This is a genomic window from Streptomyces sp. NBC_00554 (assembly GCF_041431135.1).
GTDB lineage: Bacteria > Actinomycetota > Actinomycetes > Streptomycetales > Streptomycetaceae > Streptomyces.
Genome location: NZ_CP107799.1, coordinates 9622642 through 9642857 on the forward strand (window position 1 = coordinate 9622642; position 20216 = coordinate 9642857).

Consider the following 20216-nt stretch of genomic DNA (forward strand, 5'->3'; position numbering starts at 1 on the left):
GTGCGCTACAGAGAGCTGGGCCGCAGCGGGATCACCGTCTCGGAGATCGGCTACGGCGGCTGGGGTATCGGGCAGAACGCCTGGAAGGGTGCGACGGAGGCCGAGTCCGTTCGCGCTCTGCACCGGGCGATCGACCTCGGCGTGAACCTCATCGACACCGCCCGCGGCTACGGGCGGAGTGAGCACGTCATCGGCCGTGCCCTGCGCGAGCGGGCGGCGGGCGCCGACGGGGTGTTCGTGGCGACCAAGGCGGGACCGAAGATCCCGGCCGGCCCCGAGTCGCGCGGCGTCGACCCCATGGACGCCTACCCCGGATCGCACCTCCGCGAGAGCGTGGAGACCAGTCTCGCCGCGCTGGGCCTGGAGCGCATCGACCTCCTCCAGCTCCATGTGTGGCACGACGAATGGACCGGCCGCGGCGACTGGCTGGAGACCGTCGAGGCCCTCAAACGCGAGGGAAAGATCGGCCTGTTCGGCATCTCGGTCAACGACCATCAGCCGGACAACGCGCTCGCCCTCGTCCGCACCGGAGTCCTGGACACCGTCCAGGTCATCTACAACATCTTCGAACAGGCCCCGTCGGACGCCCTGTTGCCGGCCTGCCAGGAGTACGGCGTCGGCGTGATCGCCAGGGTCGCCCTGGACGAGGGCGGCCTGACCGGACGGATCAAGCCCGGCGTCACCTTCCCCGAGGACGACTGGCGCAACTGGTACTTCCGCGACGACAGGCCCGCCCAGGTCGCCCGCCATGTCGGCGCGATCGTCGACGACTTGGGCATCGCACCGGACGAGATCGCGGGCACCGCCCTGCGCTTCGCCCTCGGCGGCACGGCCGTCTCCAGCGTCATCGTCGGCATGCGCGACGTCAGGAACGTCGAGCGGAACGCGGCGGTCGGAGACCAACCGCCGCTGACCGCCGAGCAGTTCGCCCTCCTGGCCAAGCATCGCTGGCAGCGCAACTTCTACACCTGACAAGCGCCGCCGCCCCCGGTCCGCCCGCCCAGAACCGAGAAGGAGCCCCAGCAGTGACCTCGCCCCTCGCCCCCGCCGCCCCGCTCTTCCGGGATCCGGTCCACGACGGTGCCGCCGACCCGACCCTGATCCGCGACCGGGAGTCCGGCGACTGGTGGATGTTCTACACCGCCCGCCGGGCGAACCTCACCACCGAGGGCGTCGGCTGGGTGCACGGCACCGACATCGGCATCGCCACCAGCGCGGACGACGGCCGTACCTGGACCTACCGCGGCATCGCCCAGGGCCTGGCCCACGAGCCGGGCCGCAACACCTACTGGGCGCCGGAGATCCTCTGGCACGACGGCAGTTACCACATGTACGTCTCGTACGTCCCCGGAGTGCCCACCGACTGGGACGCCGACCGGCACATCCTGCACCACACCTCCCAGGACCTCCTGAACTGGCGCTTCGAGTCGGTCCTGGACCTGTCCAGCGACCGGGGCATCGACGCCTGCGTATGGCCACTGCCCGACGGGAGCTGGCGTATGTGGCACAAGGACGAGGCCGACGGCAACCGCATCCACGCGGCGGACTCGCCCGACCTGTTCCACTGGCGGCCCCTCGGCCGCGCACTGGACGACCAGGCACAGGAAGGGCCCAACGTCTTCTCGCACCACGGCAGTTACTGGATGATCACCGACTTCTGGTCCGGGCTGCTGGTCTACCGCTCCGACGACCTGACCAGCTGGGTGCGGCAGGACGAGCCGCTCCTGGCGGGCAGGGGCAGCCGTCCGGGCGACGAGGCGATCGGCCATCACGCCTTCGCGCTCTCCCAGGGCGACGACGCGTACCTCTTCTACTTCACACACCCCGCCGACGGGCAGCGGTCCTGCGTTCAGGCCGCCCCGCTGACGGTGCGAGACGGCCGGCTGTGCTGCGAGCGGGACGCGGCATTCGGCCTGAGTCTGCGGGCGGATCGTACGCCCGCGCTGCGGGGCGGCGACGTGCCGTCCTGACGGATCCGCAACACCCCACCGAAGGGCAAAGGAGCCCGACGTGACAGAAAGAGCCGCACAGCCGAAAGGCACCACCCGTCGCAACCTACTGAAAGCCGCCACCGGTGTCGGCGTCGCAGCCCTCGCCAGCCCGCTGTTAACGGCGAGCCCGGCCTCGGCCGCGGTCGTCCACCCCGGAATGCTGCACACCGCAGCCGACTTCACCCGAATGGCCTCCAAGGTCAGCGCAGCCGCCCAGCCCTGGCAGGACGGCTGGGCCGTGCTGATCGCCAACTCCCACTCGCTGCCCACCTACACGGCCAACCCGCAGGCGACGATCTACCGGGGCTCCGGCACCCCGGAGAACTACGGCATCCTGTACAACGACATCGCAGCCGCCTACCAGAACGCGCTGCGCTGGAAGATCCAGGGCGCCGGCGAGCACGGCAACGCGGCCCGCGACATCCTCAACGCCTGGTCGTCCACGCTCACGACGCTCGACGGCTCCGCCGACCGGTTCCTGTCCTCGGGCATCTACGGCTACGAGTTCGCCAACGCGGCCGAGATCATGCGGGGCTACAGCGGCTTCGACCTCACCGCGTTCCAGAACCTGATGCGGAACGTGTTCTACCCGCTCAGCAACGACTTCCTGGTCAACCACAACGGTGCGTACATCACCAACTACTGGGCCAGCTGGGACCTGTGCAACATCGCCTGCGTCCTGGCCACCGGCATCCTCTGCGACGACCAGGCCAAGATCGACCAGGCCATCACGTACTTCCAGTCCGGCGCAGGCATGGGCGCCATCGCGAACGCCATCCCCTATGTGTACAACGACCAGGGCCTGGCGCAGTGGCAGGAGAGCGGCCGCGACCAGGGGCACTCCATGCTGGGCATCGGCCTGATGGCCAGCATCTGCGAGATGGCTTGGCACCAGGGCTACGACCTGTACGGCTACGACAGCAACCGCTTCATGAAGGCGATCGAGTACGTCGCCCGCTACAACCTCGGCGAGGACGTCCCCTTCACCGACTACACCTGGCACTACGGCGCCCCCGGCGTCTGGGAGGGCTGGCAGACCTTCACCGAGCCGTCCACCGCCAGCCGGGCTCAGGTCCGGCCCATCTGGGCGCAGCTGTACAACCACTACGCCGTGCGCAGGGGCCTATTCGTACCCAACACCGCCGCATTCGCCAAGATCGTCGAACCCGAGGGCGGGGGAGGTGACTACGGCTCGACGAGCGGCGGCTACGACCACCTCGGCCTCACCCAGCTGACCTCCACCGAACAGACCCGAACCACCCTGCCCACCGGGGCGACCCGCTCCCTCCAGTCGGTCAACTACCCGACGTACTACGCCTCGTACGGCACCGACAGCCTGGGTGCCTTGACTCAGGTCACCTCCAGCAGCTCGTCGACGGTCAAGCAGCAGGCCGGCTACACCATCGTGGCCGGCCTCGCCGACTCGGCGGGCTACTCCCTCCGGGCGTCGGACGGCCGCTATCTGCGCCACTACGCCTTCCGCGTCGAGCTGGGCACCAGCGACGGCACGGACGCCTTCAACGAGGACGCCACCTTCTACGCACTGGCCGGCTCCACGAGCGGATCGGTGCGTCTGGTGTCCCACAACTTCCCTGGCCGCTGCATCCGCCACCGGAACTACGAGTTGTGGGTGGACACCTACGACCTCGTCTCCGGCACCTTCCCGGCCGACAGCTCCTTCACCCCCGTCACCGCCTGGGCCTGATCGCACAACCCGGCCCACCATCCAGCCGCCGCCCGAGTTCCCCGCGGGCGGCGGCCCCCAGAAAGGGATACCCCCGACATGAGCCTCCCCGAATCCCCCCTGTCACGCCGGACGCTGTTGCACGCCGCTGGTGCCGTAGCCGTCGCCGGCTACGTGTCGAGCCTGACGAGCCCTGTGCAGGCGGCGGACGCATCGGACTCCGCCAACCAAGTGGCGACCTACTCCATCCCCGACGACATCGCCACGAACGACAGCTTCGCCGTCAAGGTGAGAACCCCAGGCGGCACCTGGAAGGCAGTCGACGTCTACCGCGCGAGGTTCATGACCATCGATCCGAGAACAGGAAGCGGCACCACACAGAACTCGTCCATGGCGTACTTCGACTTCTCGGGCGAGGTCCAGGTCTCGGTCACCTACACCCAGGACACGGCTCGGAAGGCCAGGATTCGCCCCACTTCGTACGACATCGCGCACAAACTGGACAAGAGCAGCGGCACCCTGACCTTCAGCCTCACCGAACCGCGCAACCTGTCCATCGAGTTCAACGAGGACCTCTTCGACAACCTCCAGCTGTTCGCCGGAGCGATCGACACCAATCCGCCCAGCGAGGACGACCCGGACGTCATCTACTTCGGCCCCGGCGTGCACGCCCCCTCGGACGGCAAGGTCACGGTGCCCAGCGGCAAGACCGTCTACCTGGCCGGCGGCGCGGTGCTCAAGGCACGCGTCGTCTTCGACCACGTCCAGAACGCCAAGCTGCTGGGCCGGGGCCTGGTCTACGAGGCACCCAACGGGGGCGCCTGCGGCGTCGACTACTGCGAGAACATCGAGATCGACGGCGTCACGATGATGCTCCCTTGGGGCCACTCCATCAGCGCCGGACAGACCAAGAACCTCACCATCCGCAACCTTCGCTCGATGTCCGCCACGGGCTGGGGCGACGGCATCGACCTGTTCTGCTGCCAGGACGTGGTGATCGACGGCGTGTTCATGCGCAACTCCGACGACTGCGTCGCCGTCTACAACCATCGCTGGGACTTCGTCGGCGACAGCAGCAACATCGTCGTCAAGAACTCCACGCTGTGGGCCGACGTGGCGCACCCGGTCAACATCGGCACGCACGGCAACACCGACAACCCCGAGACCATCGAGAACGTCACCTTCAAGAACATCGACATCCTCGACCATCGCGAACCACAACTCGACTACCAGGGCTGCTTCGCACTCAACGCCGGGGACAGCAACCTCATCCGCAACGTCCGCATCGAGGACGTCCGCGTGGAGGACTTCCGTTGGGGACAACTCATCAACATGCGGGTGATGTTCAACAAGTCGTACAACACCTCCGCCGGCCGCGGCATCGAGATGGTCTACATCAAGGACCTCAGCTACACCGGGACCCACGCCTCCACCTCGCACATGGTGGGCTACGACGCGGACCACGCCATCAAGGACGTCATCTTCGAGAACCTCGTCATCAACGGGACGCTCGTCTCCGACACCGACGGCCACGCCTCCTGGTACAAGACCTCGGACTTCGTCCCGATGTACACCAACGAGCATGTCTCCAACCTGAAGTTCGTCGACTCCGGGGCCTCGCTCACCGCAGTGCTGCCCGCGATCAGCAGCGCGGACTCCGTGACCGGGAACGCCGGTTCCGACTTCGCCTACACCATCGAGGCGTCCAACCACCCGTACGCCTTCGCGGCCACCGGCCTGCCGGACGGCCTGACCGTGAACAAGTCCACCGGAGCCATCTCGGGCAAGCCCACGGACACCGGCACCTCGTCCGTCGAGCTCAGTGCCACCAACGCCGTCGGCACCGGCACCCGGACCCTCACCCTGGTGGTGGGCTGACATGGCGAGACGCTTCAGCCGCCGGTCGTTCCTGGGCGGCACCGGGACCATGACCGCATCCGTTGTCGCCGCAGCCGGTCCCACCACACTCCTCGCGTCGGGCACGGCGCACGCCGAGATACCCGTGGAGGACGGGGCCGCCGGCTTCACCTTCGCCCACCCGGGGATCCTGCACACCCAGGAGGACCTCGACCGTATGAGAACCGCGGTCGCCGCCCAGGAGGACCCGGTCTACTCGGGATACCAGGCCATGGCCGCGGACAGCCGGTCCTCCTACGACTACACGGCGGCGAACACCGGCCAGATCACCACCTGGGGACGCGGCCCGTACAACTACCAGGACCAGGCGCCGAATGACGCCGCCGCGGCCTACCAGAACGCCCTGATGTGGTACATCACGCAGGACGTCCGGTACGCGGACAAGGCGCGGGACATCGTCAACATCTGGTCGAGGAGCCTGGAGGGAATCACCGGCGCGGACGGCGAACTCGGGGCGTCCCTGCAGGGGTTCAAGTTCGTCAACGCGGCGGAGCTTCTGCGCCACACCGGCTACGACGGCTGGGCGGCTGAGGACATCGCGCGGTGCGAGAAGTCCCTCAAGGACGTCTGGTACAAGGCCCAGTCCGGCTACGCCCTGTTCGCCAACGGTGGCTGGGACGCGGGAATCATCCAGACCGTCCTGGGCATCGGCGTCTTCTGCGACGACCGCGTGATGTTCGAGGACGCGGTGCGGTACGCCGCCGCCGGTGCGGGCAACGGCAGCATCAGGCACCGGATCATCAACACGTCCGGGCAGGGCCAGGAGAGCGGCCGGGACCAGACGCACGAGCAGTTGGCCCTCGGCCTGCTCGCCGGCGCGGCCCAGGTGGCGTGGAACCAGGGCGTCGACCTCTTCGGTTTCGCGGGCAACCGCATTCTCGCCGGCTACGAGTACGACGCGAAGTACAACCTGGGCAACGACGACGTGAGCTTCGTGGCCGACCTCGACCGCACCGGCAAATACATCAAGACCAAGGTCACCACCCTCGTACGGGGTCTGTCCCGCCCCATCTTCGAACTGGCCTACGCGCACTACGTGAGCGTGCTGGGCCTGCCGGCGCCGTACACGAAGCAGGCGGTCTTCCGGGGCACCGGCGGGGCCCGGTTCGTCGAGGGCTACGACCAGGACCACCCGTCCTGGGGCACACTCACCTGCGCGCGCGAGGCGCCGACCTCGTCGACTCCCGTCGCGCCCCCCGGCGCTCCGGCCGGGCTGACCGCGAGCAACGGATCGGACTCCGTCGACCTCGCCTGGGTGGGGTCGGTGGACCCCGCCAGCGCCACCTCGGCGGCGACGTACTCGGTCGCGCGGGCGAGCACCAGCGGCGGGACGTACCAGACGATCGCCACCGGGCTGACGGCCACGAAGTACACCGATCTCGAAGTCACCATCGGCACGACGTACTACTACACGGTCACTGCCACCAACGCGGTGGGCACGAGTGTGGCCTCTCTGGAGGCCTGCGCGACGGCCGGTCTGCCCAGCAACTGGTCGTCGCGGAATGTGGGAACCGTTCAGGCGTCGGGGCTGACGACTTTCGACGGCGAGCGGTTCACGCTGGAGGCCAGCGGCGCGGACATCGCGGGCACCGCCGACAGCTTCCGGATCGCGCAGATGTCGCTGAGCGGGAACGTGACCATCACCGCGCGGGTGGTGTACCCGCTCAGTTCGCAGTACGGCAAGGTCGGCGTGATGATGCGCAGTTCGACGGCGGCGGGCTCGGCGCACGCGGCGATGCTGCTCCAGGGCCTCACCCTCGCCGCCTGGAGCGGGGTGTGGACCACCCGCGACGCCACCGGGGCGACGACCTCGGCGACCGGCAGCACCCCGGTTCCGCCCGCACAGCAGACCGCGATCTCGACGGCCGCCTCGTACCCGATCTCCAATCTGGGGTCACTGCCGGCTTCGGCGACTCCGCTGTCGGCCCCTTACGTGGAGGCCGCGGGCGACGGGTACCGGATGCGGATGCCCTACTGGGTGCGCCTTGAGCGCGTCAAGAACACGTTCACCGGCTCGATCTCCCCGGACGGCGTGCACTGGACCGAGGTCGGCTCCACCGAACTGGACCTCGGCACGACCGTCTACGTCGGCCTGGTGAACTGCTCGTGCCTGGGTGTCGCGGAGTCCTACGCGGAGACCGGAACGGCGGCCTTCGACAACATCACCGTGGTCCGCAAGTCCTCCACGCACTGGCAGGTGGCCGCGCCCAAGGGGACCGTCACCGCACTGGCGGCGACTACCGGGACCAGCGCGATCGAGCTGACCTGGAGCGATACGGACCTGTCCGGCCGCTACACCGTCAAGCGCGGCACCTCACCGGGCGGCCCCTACGAGGCGATCGCCACCGGCGTGGGACCGGTGGGCTTCGGCGTCCACACCGGCTACCGCGACCCCACCGGGACGCCCGGCACGACCTACTACTACGTGATCGCCAAGACCAACGTGGGCGGGGCAGGCCCCGTCTCGGCCGAGGTCGACGCGACGATGCCGACGCCGCCCGCGCCGAAACTGAGCAGCGCGTCAGCCGCGTACGCCAACACGGGTGTGCCGTTCGAGTATCTGATCGGCGCCTCCAACGATCCCGCGTCCTTCAACGCCACCGGACTGCCCGCCGGGCTGAGCGTCAGCGCCGCGACCGGTCTGATCTCCGGCACCCCCACGGGCACGGGGGACTTCACCGTCCGGATCTCGGCCACCAACGCCGCCGGCACCGACACCGCGACGCTCGAACTCGGCGTCGGGACACCGCCGCCCGCGCCGTGGTCGTACCAGGACATCGGCGACTACGTCCTGGACGAACGGCTGTTGGGCATCTACGGCGTGGTGTCCCTGCGCACACCGGGCATCACCGGTTACGACGCCACGGACGCCAGCTTCACCGTGCGCGGCGCCGGTACAGACCTCAACGTCAACGGCCAGGGCATGACCGCCCAGTACACCTACCTGCCGGTCACCGGCGACACCACGTTCATCGCCCGGGTCGCGAGCCGGACCAACGCGGGCAACGACGACCAGGTCGGCCTGCTGATGACCCAGTCCCTCTCGCCGTTCGGCCAGATGGCAGGCGCGATCCTGACCAGCACCGGCGGCGGCGACACCGGCGTCAAACAGTTCGTACGCCGCCAGGTGGTGGCCGGCGGCACGACCACCACCAACGCGAGCGGCAGCGGCGTGGCCACTCCCACCTGGCTGCGGATGGAGCGCAGCGGCAACAAGTTCACCGCCTCCGCCTCCACCGACGGCACCACCTGGTCGGTCATCGGCCGGGACACGATCTCCACCTTCGGCTCGGCCCCTTTCTACGTCGGGCTCGCCGTCACCTCCCGTACCCCGTCGGCCCTCAACACCACCGTCTTCGACCACGTCAGCGTGACGGCGGGCGCGACCACCGTCCTCGGACAGCCCGTCCAGGCCCCCTACAAGACGTTCACCTCGGCGACGGCCGCCACCGCGGCCTACGGCCAGTCCGGCACCGACCTCGCCATCTACGGCGACGGATCCGACGTCTGGGGCGGCACCGACCAGTACAGCGCCATCTATCTGACCGGTGCCCTGCCCAAGGCGTCCATCGCCACGGTCGCGGTGACCTCGCAGGACTCCACCGCCGCCTGGGCAAGAGCCGGAATCATGGTCCGCGACGACATCACCGGCACCGGCACCTCGCCCGGGTACCTCACGCTCTCCGTGACGCCCGGCCACGGCGTCGCGCTCCAGTGGGACAGCGACGGCGACGGAACCCTCGACTGCAGCATCGAGACGGACGGCAGCACCACCTACCCGACCTGGCTCAAGCTCGTCCGTTCCGGTACCGACTACACCGGCTACCGCTCCACCGACGGCAATACCTGGACCACCGTCGGCACCGCCACCGTCGCGAGCGCGGTGACCGGCCAGGACGTGGGGACCTTCACGACCGCCGCCTCCAGCACGGCCGCGGAGTCCGACTTCAGCGAGTTCACCGTCACCGCGCAGACACTCGCCCAGGTCCTCGCCCAAGCCCGCGAGACCGACCAGGCGGCCTGGACGCAGGCGAGCTACGCGGCCTTCACCGCCGAACTCGACCGCATCGAGACGGAGGGGGCGAAGCCCGGCGCCGACGAAGACGCCCTGATCGACGAGGTGTTCACCGCGTACGACCTGCTGGACCCCAGCCACGCCTTGGTCGTTGGGGCGGCCCGGTCGCTGCAGTCCGTCAACGTGCCGGACTACTACGCCGCTTACGGCTCCGACGGGCTCGGCATCCTCGGTCAGGTCACCGAAGACAGCAGCGACACCGTCAAGAAGCAGGCCGGCTTCACGGTGGTGGCCGGCCTCGCGGACGCCACCGGCTTCTCCTTCCGCAGCGCCGACGGCCGATACCTACGGCACTACAGCTTCCGCATCAGGCTGGACGCGAGCGACGGCTCGGACACCTTCAAGCAGGACGCGACCTTCCACGCCGTCACCGGATCACAGGACGAGTCGGTCCGGCTGATGTCCCACAACTTCCCCACGCGTTGCATCCGCCACCGCTCCTACCAGTTGTGGGTGGACGAGTACTCCGCCTCCGACGCCCCCATCCAGGACGACAGCTCGTTCATCCCGGTGGGCGCTTGGACCTGATGTGCATACCGCAGCCGGCGAGGGACCAACGGCCCCGGGGCATGAGTTTCAGTCGCTGCTTCCTGGAGTGATTCGGATCCGGTTCCCGCACAAGCAGGCCGCTCAGTTCCAGGTCGGCATCATGGCTTCGGGGTAGCGGGCGCCGTAGCCGCCGGTGGGCAGGATCTCCTTGATGTGGGCGAGGTCGGCATCGGTGAGGCTGACGTGGGCGGCGCCGATGTTCTCCTGGAGCCGATCGAGGTTGCGCGTGCCGGGGATGGGGACGATGTCCTCGCCCTGTGTCAGGAGCCAGGCAAGGGCGAGCTGGAGTCCTCAGCATGGTTCTGATCTGCGGCCGCACCAAATTACGAGAAGTCGATGAGCATCTTCATGGGTACCTCCTGGTGGGATGAGCAGGTGAGCATTGGTTTGTCTGGTGTGGCTGACGTGCGCTGGGACGGTTTCGGAAGCCTGCTCTGGAAAGTGTCGATGCTGAGCGGGCGGGGGTCACGTGCGCGGACGCCAACGGGTGAGTGAGGGTCGCACGCCGCTGCGTCTTGGGTTGCCGTCGTTGGACCACTCCCGTGGACGTGGTCACCGGCGTCCGGTTTGTACTCCGTCCATGAACGCAGGCCCCAGGCCACTCAACAACTTCACATTGGCGGCGGAAAGGAAGACCGCACCTACCCGCATACAACGCGCTGCCGAACGACCACGACAAGGCGTTCGTCGAGCTCAAGGGCGCCGACCGCTTCACCTTCGCCAGCGCCAACACCACAGTCGTCAAATACAGCGTCACCTGGCTCAAACGCTTCGTCGATAACGACACCCGCTACGACCCCACGAGGAGCGCGGCAGGCACGGGCCATCACGGCCGCCCGTGCCTGCCGCGTCTCGCATGCGGCGTCACGTACGTCTCCTGCGGTTACCTCTCCGACAGTGGGGTGACCGCGATCTGGTCGATCACCGGTGCGTACGGGGACCGCTGGTCGTACTGGTTGTAGGTGTCGCCGTCGAAGTCGGGCAGTTCCTCAGCCGTGAAGGTGAGTCGGTTGGTTCCCTTCTTCAGCGTCACCGGGACGGTCAGCTCCCGGAAGGCGTTGAAGTGGAAGGTGGTCGGGAACAGCACCCGCCGCGCCGGTCCGCCGTTGACCGAGAGGTCGGCGTGGCGGGTGATCGGGTCGGGGTTGTAGTGGGTGGCCGGTGCCTGTTCGGCGTTGGAGTAGCGGATGGTCACCGCGTGCCGCCCGGACCGCTTGGCGAGGACGTCGACGGTGAGGGCGTTGGCCTTGCCGTCCCCGACGCCGGTGACCGACGTGCCGCCTCTGGCGAAGGTGTACGCGTCGGTGACCTTGGCGGCCCCGCCCGGGGTGCCGTCCTCGGCCTGGTACACCTTCGTCACAAGCGTGCCGCTGGAAGGTGCGACCCGCAGCCGGTCCAGCACGAGTCCGTGAGAGGCGCCGGTGACGGTGATCTTGTTGATGCCTCCGGACAGGAACACCCGCAGAACGTCTGTGCCCTTCTTCCCGGCTCCCGGCTTGGCAACGTCGAGCTTCTCGCCGTTGAGGGAGACCTCCGCCCGGCCGCCGGCGAGGTGGTCGAGGAAGAGGGTCGCCTCACCGTCGTCGGGGGAGTGGACCCAGAAGGTCGCGGACGCGCCCTTGGGCAGCGGTACCGCGCCCGGCCCCGAGGCGCCCGGATCCGTGTAGTGCGGCCGGGTCCCGGTGAGGGTGGCGTACTCGGCCTCGTAGATCGCGGGGCCGGCCACGTTCTCGTCGCGCAGCGACAGGTCGATCTTGTCGATGATCGCGTCGCCCTTGATGACGCCCAGGTCCGCGTCCTGCGCCGCCAGCGTGATCCGGTGCCGGCCGGCGGTCAGCTCCACGGTGGTGTCGGTGTGTCCCCAGACCACCCACTTGTAGCCGAGTGGCAGGAGCAACTCCTGCGGGTCCGTGCCGTCGACGCGGAGGAAGACGTTGGTGGGGCCCTGCTCCTTCACCAGGCCGTACAGGTTGTAGGAGTTGGCGAAGACGTTGAGGTCGTACGTGCCGTCCTGCGGGACGTCCACGTCGAAGGCGAGCACCCCGTCGGATCCGGTGCGCAGTCCGCCGACGTTGTAGTTGCCGCTGGTCGCGAACTTGCCGACGTTCGACGGCGTGCCCTCGGGCCCGTTCCTGGAGTAGCCCTTGCCGGTGTAGGTGGCGTTCTCCGCCTCGTACGTCCCCCGCCAGCCGACCGAGGGGTGGGCCTGCGCCCCGCCGTGGCCGCCCGGAGAGAGGATGACCTGGTACGCGGACATCTCGTTCATGCCGGTCATCGGCAGCGTCACCGAGCCGTCCTCACCGACCGCGACCTCCTGGTCGGCGAGCCGCAGCGGCTGGGCCGAGTCTCCGACCTGCCCGGACCACGGGATCTCCTGCACGGTGGCGTGCACGGTCGTGCCGAACAACTTGGGGTCGATGTTCTTGAAGACGACGTCCGCGTTGCCGCTCTTGCCGCCGAACAGCGCTCGGGACTGCTTCTTCTTCGTGTCGAGTGTGGCCACGCCCTGGAGGGTGTACTGCTGGTTGGGGTGCGGGGCGGTCACCTGCACGGTGTGCCCGGACATCTGGCCGTAGGCGTTGAACAGCCACCACTGGCCGTTGGCCCGGTTGGCGTCGACGGCCGAGTCGTTGAGGTTGCCGTCGATGTTCCAGTAGGCGAGATCGGCGTCGATCTTGGACTCCTCGATGGCGGAGACCCACTGGACGACCTGGCCCGGCACGGAGAGGTGGTAGTTGTGGCCGTACTCGTTGACGTTGATCGGCAGTGGTCCGATCCCTGCCTCCTGCTCCCACTGCCGGTACTTCGCCACGCTCGTGCGGACTGCGGCGGGACTCGACAGCTCGTGCCAGGTCATCACGTCCGGGACGACGTCGTTGGCCTTGGCGTACTGCAGGAAGCCTTTGACCTGGTCGAAGAGGAGAGAGGTGTTGGGGCCCGCGATCCGGGCGTCCGGGTCCAGGTCCTTGATGAGGTGGTAGACCTCTTTCCAGGCCGCGAAGAAGTACTGCGGGTCGTTGAGCCAGGAGACGTTGTTGTAGCTCCACGTGCCCGAGCCGAACATGTTCCCCTCGGGCTCGTTGAACGGGACGTAGACGACGTTGTCCTTGTAGGTGCCCATCGTCCTGACCTGGGCGACCTGCTTCTTGATCTTCTCCTTGAAGTCCGCGAGCCGCTCGGGGCCACTGTCGCCCGGCCATTGGTACGGGAACCCGCGGTAGATGTCGGTCATGTAGATGTAGACGTCCTTGCCGCCCGAGTCCACGAACGGTGGCAGGACCTCCAGCGCGTCCGCCCCCGGGTGCTGGGGGCCGTCCTGCGCCTTGGTGGACACGGTGCGCAGGTGCATGCCCTCGATGAGGTTGCGGCTCGGTGCCCCGTCGCCGTAGATCCCGTACAGCGAGCCGGCCGCGCCGCCGTGGAAGGCGCCGGTGTCGGTGGCCAGATCGATGACGAGCCGTTCCGGGTCCGCGGCGTGAGCGGTGCCGGCGGAAGGGGCGGCGAGCAGGGTGGCCAGGACCGCCGCCACCGCGGCACCGGCTCCCGTCGTTCTCTTTCGTCGCACTGAGGTCTCCGTGGTTTCCATGCGGGTTCGGACACTGGGCGAACATCATCGAACCGGTTCGATGCTGCTGGGCCGGGAAGTTAGCACCGCGGAAATCCGGCGGCAATACCTCTGGCGCGGGGAGTCGTGTCAGCTCATCCTGGATTCCAGAGGTGTTACGAGAGGTGTGGTGAGAGGTGTTGACAGCCGCAGTGGTTGTTCCTACCTTCACTTCACGCGAACCGGTTCGATGACCGGTCGTTGCCCCTGCACAGCATCGAACCGGTTCGACCAAGGAGTGCCCGTGAACATCGGTGAGATCGCCCGGCGGGCCGGTGTCTCGCGGAGCACCGTGTCCTACGCGCTGAGCGGCAAGCGCCCCGTGTCGGAGGACACCCGCCGGAAGATCCAGCGTGTCATCGACGAGCTGGGCTACCAGCCCAACGCCAGTGCGCGCGCCCTGGCCAACGGCCGGACCAACACGATCGGCCTGGTCTTTCCGCCGGCCGGCAACCACTACACCGGCATGCAACTCGACTTCATCGGCAGTGTGGTGGAGGCGGCCGCGGCCCGCGACTACGACGTGCTGCTGTCTCCCAGCGGCGTCGACAGCGACCGCTCGTTCCAGCGGCTGCTGGGGGAGCGGCGGGTCGACGGCGCGATCCTGATGGAGATCAGACTGGAGGACGACCGGGCCGATCACCTGGCCGCCCTCGGTTTCCCCTCCGTCGCCATCGGCCGGACCGCGCATCCCGAGGGCACCTGGTGGGTCGGCCTGGACCACACCGCGCTGGCAGGGGCCTGCGTTCATCACCTCGCGGACCTCGGCCACCGCAGGGTCGCCTTCGTCAACCGGCCCGAGCAGTTGCTGCGGGCCGGATACGAGTCCGCGCACCGCGGGCTTGACGGCTTCACCAAGGCCGCGGCCGAGCGCGGGCTGACCGTGCGGACGTACTGCTGCGGGGACGACGCCCCGTCCGGCCAGGCGTGTCTGGAACAGATCCTGCACGACGATCCGGCCACCACGGCCCTGGTCACCCTCAACGAGGCCGCACTCGGCGGCCTGTACCGCGGGCTGGCCCAGGCCGGCCGTCACGTACCACGCGACTTCTCCGTCACCGGAGTCGTGGCAGGCCGGTGGGCGGAGACGGTGACTCCGCAGCTCACCGCGGCGGACGTACCGGCGGAAGCGATGGGCCGACACGCCGTCGACCTCCTCGTCGAGCGGCTCGACCACCCCGACGCGCCGCCCCGGCACCACCTGCTCGCACCGCCCATCTCGCTACGCGCCAGTACAGGGCCCGCCACCGGCAGGCCGTCCACCGAGGCCACCTGACCTCGGCCTCCGGCACCACCCCTCCTGACCACGCATCACGGGCATCCTCCGTTCTCTCTCACCGCTCGCCGTGGCTGTTCGGCATGCCCGCTTCCCCCGTCACCCGCCCTGAGCACACCCGTGCCAGAAAACAAAGGAACGTGCCATGCACAGCTCCGTAAGACGGCTCCGCCTCACCGCCGCGACCGTGACCGTCCTCGCCGTCGCCGGCACCGCCACCGCTTGTTCCTCCGGTACGGGCAGCACCGGCACCAAGGCCTCGGACAGCGGCACGTACACCATCTGGGACCCGTACCCGCAGTTCGACAAGAGCTCCGCGTGGGCGAAGCTGCTCGACGCCTGCGGCACCAAGGCCGGGGTGAAGATCAAGCGCACCGCGTTCGACACCAGCGACCTCGCGAACAAGGCACTGCTGGCAGCCCAGCAGGACAACTCCGCCGACGTCCTCATCGTCGACAACCCGGTGGTGTCGACGCTGGCCGAGGCCGGGGTCCTCACCACGACCGAGGACAACAAGCTGGACACCTCGAAGGCGGACGCCAACCTCCTCGCGGCCGGACAGTCGGGCGGCAAGACGTACGGCACGCCGATCGGCGCCAACACCCTCGCCCTCTACTACAACAAGGCGGTGCTGAAGCAGGCCGGGGTGGACATAGCCTCGGTGAAGGACTGGAAGTCGCTGACGGCGGCGCTGGCGAAGGTCAAGAAGGCCGGCAAGAAAGGCATCACGTTCTCCGCGATCGGCACGGAGGAGGGCACCTTCCAGTTCCTGCCCTGGTACTGGGGATCGGACGCCCAGCTGACCGCGCTCGACTCCGACCAGGCCGTCTCCGCGCTGACGCTGTGGAAGGACTGGCTGAAGAACGGCTACGCGCCGAACTCGGTCCTCAACAACACCCAGACGACCAGCTGGCAGGAGTTCGCGACCGGCGACTACGCGTTCAGCGAGAACGGCACCTGGCAGCTCGCCAACGCCGCGAAGGCCGGCTTCGACTACGGGGTCATCCCCGTTCCCGCCGCCGACGGCGGCAGCGCGGCCGCCCCGACCGGAGGCGAGTTCGTCACCATCCCGGTCCAGGGCAAGACCGACCGCTACACGACGTCACAGAAGATCGTGACCTGCCTGACCAGCACCGACAACCTCCTCAACACCGACACCACGCTGTCCTACGTGGCACCCACCACCGAGGTCCAGGACAAGCAGGTCACGGCGAACGCCGAGCTGAAGCCCTGGGTCGACGCGGTCAAGGCGGCCAAGGGACGCACCAGTGACGACCTGGGCACCAAGTACCCGAAGATCTCCGAGCAGTTGTGGAAGGCGGTCCAGTCCGCCCTCAGTGGCTCGCAGTCGCCGAAGGACGCGTTGGCCGCGGCGCAGTCCGCCGTCAAGTAAGCGGGAATCAGAGCCCGTTGATGAGCCACACGACGAAAGTGCCGCACCGGCGGCCCGTGCGCCACACCAGTGGTGCGGCCCCCACCGCACCACCCCGGGCACGGCGCCGCCCCACCTCCCAGCAGTGGGCCGCCTGGGGATTCCTCGCCCCGGTGACCCTCTACCTCGTCCTCTTCTACGCCTATCCCCTGTACCGCAACATCGACCTGAGCCTGCGCAACTACACGGTCCGGTCCTTCGTCCAGGGCGATGCGCCGTTCACGGGCCTGCAGAACTTCCGCACCGTACTCGACGACCCGACCTTCGCCCCGGCCCTGCTCCACACCGTGGTCTTCACCACCGTGTGTCTGGTCTTCCAGTACGCCATCGGCCTGGCCCTCGCGGTCTTCTTCAACCAGCACTTCCGGCTCTCCACAATCCTGCGGGCCCTCTTCCTGGTGCCCTGGCTGCTCCCGCTGATCGTCTCGGCGTCCACCTGGTCGTGGATGCTCAACAGCGACTCCGGTGTCGTGAACGCCGTACTGCACGCCGTCGGCATAGGGCCGGTGAACTGGCTGACCGCGCCGGGCTGGTCGCTCGCCTCGGTGATCGTCGCGAACATCTGGATCGGCGTCCCGTTCAATCTGGTGGTCCTCCACAGCGGCCTGCAGTCCATCCCCGCGAGCCTCTACGAGGCGGCGGCCCTCGACGGGGCGAACGCCTGGCAGCGGTTCTGGCGGATCACCTTTCCGCTGCTGCGACCGGTGTCCGCGATCACTCTGCTGCTCGGCCTGGTCTACACGCTCAAGGTCTTCGACATCATCTGGATCATGACCAAGGGTGGCCCGGCCGACTCCTCCACCACCTTCGCCACCTGGTCCTACCAACTCGGCTTCGGCAACCTGCTGCCCGCTTTCGGCCCCGGAGCGGCCGTCGGCAACCTGCTCGTGGTCGCCGCCCTGGTGTTCGGCCTGGTCTACGTGAGGGTCCAGCGGAAGCAGGCACTGTCATGAACCGAAGCACCAGCCGTACGTGGTGGCAGACGGCCATCGGCGTGCTGTTCACCGCGGTGATGCTCTTCCCGGTCTACTGGATGCTCAACGTGTCCTTCACCCGCGACCAGGACATGCGCAAGAGCCCGCCGGACCTGATCCCCGTGCACGGCACTCTGGAGGGGTACCGAGCCGTCCTGGACCAGCAGTTGCCCTACCTCGGCACCAGCTTCGTCATCGGCCTGGGGACCGTCGTCCTCACCGTGGCGCTCGCCGCTCCCGCCGGCTACGCACTGGCCAAACTCCGCCCGCGCGGCGGCGGCGTACTCGGTTTCCTCTTCCTGGTCGCCCAGATGATCCCCGGCATCATCATGGCGATGGGCTTCTACGCCATCTACCTCAGCCTCGGCCTGCTCCAGTCGGTGCCCGGCCTGATCGTCGCGGACTCCACGCTGGCCGTGCCGTTCGCCGTGCTGATCTTCACCGCGTTCATGTCCGGAATCCCGGGCGAACTGCTCCAGGCCGCGAAGACGGACGGGGCCGGGCCCGTGCGCACCTTCTGGTCGATCGTGCTGCCCATGAGCCGCAACGCCATTGTCACGGTGTCGCTGTTCGCGTTCTTGTGGTCCTGGTCCGACTTCGTCTTCGCCAGCACCCTCGCCAGCGGCGGCGCGCACGAGCCGATCACCCTCGGCATCTACCACTACATCGGCAACAACAACCAGGAGTGGAACGCCATCATGGCCACCGCCGTCGTGGCCTCGCTGCCCGCCGCGGTGATCCTCGTCCTCGCCCAGCGCTACGTAGCCGCCGGCGTGACCGCCGGCGCCGTCAAGGACTGACTCCTCTTCACCCCGTCACGGTCCACCTGTTGGCCGGCCCGTCATTCCTGCACGCCCAAGAGCCGATCACCCCTGCTCCAGAAACGAGTCACGCTGCATGACCGCCGCCCCGTCCGGCCCGGCCTTCTCCGTCCACGACATCCCGTTCAGCACCCGCGGGTCATGGTTCGGTATTTCGCCCGTGGTGGCGGAGAAGACCATCGCCGAAGACCTTCACCTCGTCTCGCACCAGCACGGCATGCACGCCGTGCTGCGTCTCCTCCCGCTCGACCTGCCCACTGGGGATCGCGCCGCCACCAGGCCGCACGCGACGCCAAGCCAGCTCAGCTGGATCGGTGCCGAAGGCCGCATCGACCTCGCCTACGAGTCGCCGGACACCGTACGCCTGCGCGGTGACGGGCTGGGCCTGCGCATCGGCGCGGCGGCGACCGTGCTGACCCCGTTCAGCGGCACCTACTTCTACCGCGAACCCGGCACGGGGGCGTATGTGTTCACCTCGTACGAGACCGGGCGGCGCTACCGCGTCACCGTGCTGTCGGGGACCGTGGCCGAGGCGTCCGGCACGCAGACGCTGGGCAGCGCCGCGCGAGGTGTCACGATCGGCGCCGAGGCCAGCGCGGTCTGGGAGGCCGCGGTCGAGGAGTACGAGACCGCGCGCCGCCCGTACGCGTCTTCGGCATCCTTCGGCCAGGTCGTGGACGCCGCGCACGGCGCCTTCTCCTCCTTCGTCGACACCGTCGCGCCCTGGCGCTCGTCGGGCACGCCTGCCGCGGAACTCGCCGCGTATGTCCTGTGGTCCGCGACCGTACGGCCGCAGGGCTTCGTCACCCGGCCCGCGGTGCTGATGTCGAAGCACTGGATGGACAAGGTGTGGAGCTGGGACCACTGCTTCAACGCCCTTGCCCTGGCCCCTGGAAGCCCCGGACTCGCCCTGGACCAGTTCGCCCTGCCTTTCGACCACCAGGACGAGACCGGCGCGCTACCCGACTCGGTGGCCCACTCGGAGATCCTCTACAACTTCGTCAAGCCTCCTATCCACGGCTGGACCCTGCGCCACCTGCGTCGACGGCTCCCCAAGCCGCTCGGCGAGGCGGAGTTGACCGAGGTGTACGACCGGCTGGCCCGCTGGACGGACTTCTGGCTCACCATGCGGCGGGCACCCGGGGCAGCGCTCCCGCACTACCAGCACGGCAATGACAGCGGCTGGGACAACGCGACCACCTTCGACCCCGAGCGTGTGATCGTCAGCGCCGATCTGGCCGCCTTCCTCGTGCTGCAGATGCGCGAACTCGCCGAACTCGCACATGCGTTGGGGCTGCAGGACGACGCGCGCAGGTGGACGCGAACGGCCGACGGCACGCAAGCGGCGATGCTCGAAGAGCTGTGGACCGGCGACCGATTCGTCGCCCGCTCGGCACAGAGCGGGGCCACCTGGACCAGCTCCAGTCTGCTCGACCTGATGCCCGTGGTGCTCGGCGAGCACCTGCCCCAGAGCATCGGCGACGCGCTGGCCGACCGCATCGAGGCCCACCTCACCGCGTACGGCCTCGCCACCGAACTGCCCACCTCACCGCACTACTTGGACGACGGCTACTGGCGCGGCCCGATCTGGGCCCCGTCCACCGTCCTGATCGAGGACGGCCTGCGCCGCGCCGGCCACGACCGTCTCGCGGACGAGATCAGCGCCCGCTTCCGGGCCCTGTGCGAGACCTCGGGCTTCGCGGAGAACTTCGACGCCCTCACCGGCGCGGGCCTGCGCGACCGCGCCTACACCTGGACCGCCAGCAGCTACCTCCTCCTTGCCGAGGCCCACGAGCTGAGGCGCGCCGAGACCGCGGAGGCCGTCGGCGGCTGACAGACCCCCCGGGCGACTCGCGCCCGGGCAGTACCCCCTTCGGGAGACCCGCACATGCG

The 20216-nt window shown here is 68.6% G+C and carries 11 protein-coding genes and 1 pseudogene; 10 read left to right on the forward strand and 2 right to left on the reverse strand.

Annotation, left to right across the window (positions count from 1 at the left end):
• The 5 genes from OG266_RS42775 to OG266_RS42795 all read left to right on the forward strand — a co-directional run bounded on the left by OG266_RS42775 (position 1) and on the right by OG266_RS42795 (position 10195).
• Complete coding sequence (locus OG266_RS42775; protein WP_371552244.1) at positions 1-972, forward strand: aldo/keto reductase; 972 nt, start codon at positions 1-3, stop codon at positions 970-972.
• A 53-nt stretch (positions 973-1025) separates the two neighbouring features.
• Positions 1026-1970 carry a glycosyl hydrolase gene (locus tag OG266_RS42780; protein WP_371552245.1) on the forward strand — a complete coding sequence of 315 codons (945 nt, stop codon included), beginning with the start codon at positions 1026-1028 and terminating at the stop codon, positions 1968-1970.
• Between the two features lie 40 nt (positions 1971-2010).
• On the forward strand, positions 2011-3696 hold the full coding sequence (locus tag OG266_RS42785) for an AbfB domain-containing protein (protein ID WP_371552246.1): 1686 nt from the start codon (positions 2011-2013) through the stop codon (positions 3694-3696).
• A gap of 78 nt (positions 3697-3774) precedes the next feature.
• Positions 3775-5553, forward strand: coding sequence for a putative Ig domain-containing protein (locus OG266_RS42790; RefSeq protein ID WP_371552247.1), 1779 nt, complete (start codon positions 3775-3777; stop codon positions 5551-5553).
• A gap of 1 nt (position 5554) precedes the next feature.
• Positions 5555-10195, forward strand: coding sequence for an AbfB domain-containing protein (locus OG266_RS42795; RefSeq protein ID WP_371552248.1), 4641 nt, complete (start codon positions 5555-5557; stop codon positions 10193-10195).
• Between the two features lie 102 nt (positions 10196-10297).
• On the opposite strand, the pseudogene OG266_RS42800 reads toward OG266_RS42795, so the two are convergent.
• Together OG266_RS42800 and OG266_RS42805 are read right to left on the reverse strand one after the other, a co-directional pair.
• A pseudogene (locus tag OG266_RS42800) lies at positions 10298-10501 on the reverse strand (aldo/keto reductase); the annotation flags it as partial.
• Between the two features lie 598 nt (positions 10502-11099).
• On the reverse strand, positions 11100-13781 hold the full coding sequence (locus OG266_RS42805) for a cellulosome protein (protein ID WP_371552249.1): 2682 nt from the start codon (positions 13779-13781) through the stop codon (positions 11100-11102).
• Positions 13782-14064: 283 nt separating this feature from the next.
• On the opposite strand from OG266_RS42805, the gene OG266_RS42810 reads away from it, so the two are divergent.
• The 5 genes from OG266_RS42810 (at position 14065) to OG266_RS42830 (ending at position 20157) form a co-directional block, all read left to right on the forward strand.
• On the forward strand, positions 14065-15096 hold the full coding sequence (locus OG266_RS42810; protein ID WP_266470089.1) for a LacI family DNA-binding transcriptional regulator: 1032 nt from the start codon (positions 14065-14067) through the stop codon (positions 15094-15096).
• Between the two features lie 145 nt (positions 15097-15241).
• Positions 15242-16489 carry an extracellular solute-binding protein gene (locus OG266_RS42815; protein WP_371552250.1) on the forward strand — a complete coding sequence of 416 codons (1248 nt, stop codon included), beginning with the start codon at positions 15242-15244 and terminating at the stop codon, positions 16487-16489.
• Positions 16490-16509: 20 nt separating this feature from the next.
• Positions 16510-17481, forward strand: coding sequence for a carbohydrate ABC transporter permease (locus OG266_RS42820; RefSeq protein ID WP_371552251.1), 972 nt, complete (start codon positions 16510-16512; stop codon positions 17479-17481).
• Positions 17478-18302, forward strand: a complete 825-nt coding sequence (locus tag OG266_RS42825) for a carbohydrate ABC transporter permease (RefSeq protein ID WP_371552252.1) — start codon at positions 17478-17480, stop codon at positions 18300-18302. Before OG266_RS42820 ends, OG266_RS42825 begins: the two co-directional genes overlap by 4 nt.
• Positions 18303-18399: 97 nt before the next feature.
• Entirely contained in the window at positions 18400-20157 is a 1758-nt protein-coding gene (locus tag OG266_RS42830) for an amylo-alpha-1,6-glucosidase (RefSeq protein WP_371552253.1), read from the forward strand.
• Positions 20158-20216 lie beyond the last annotated feature (59 nt).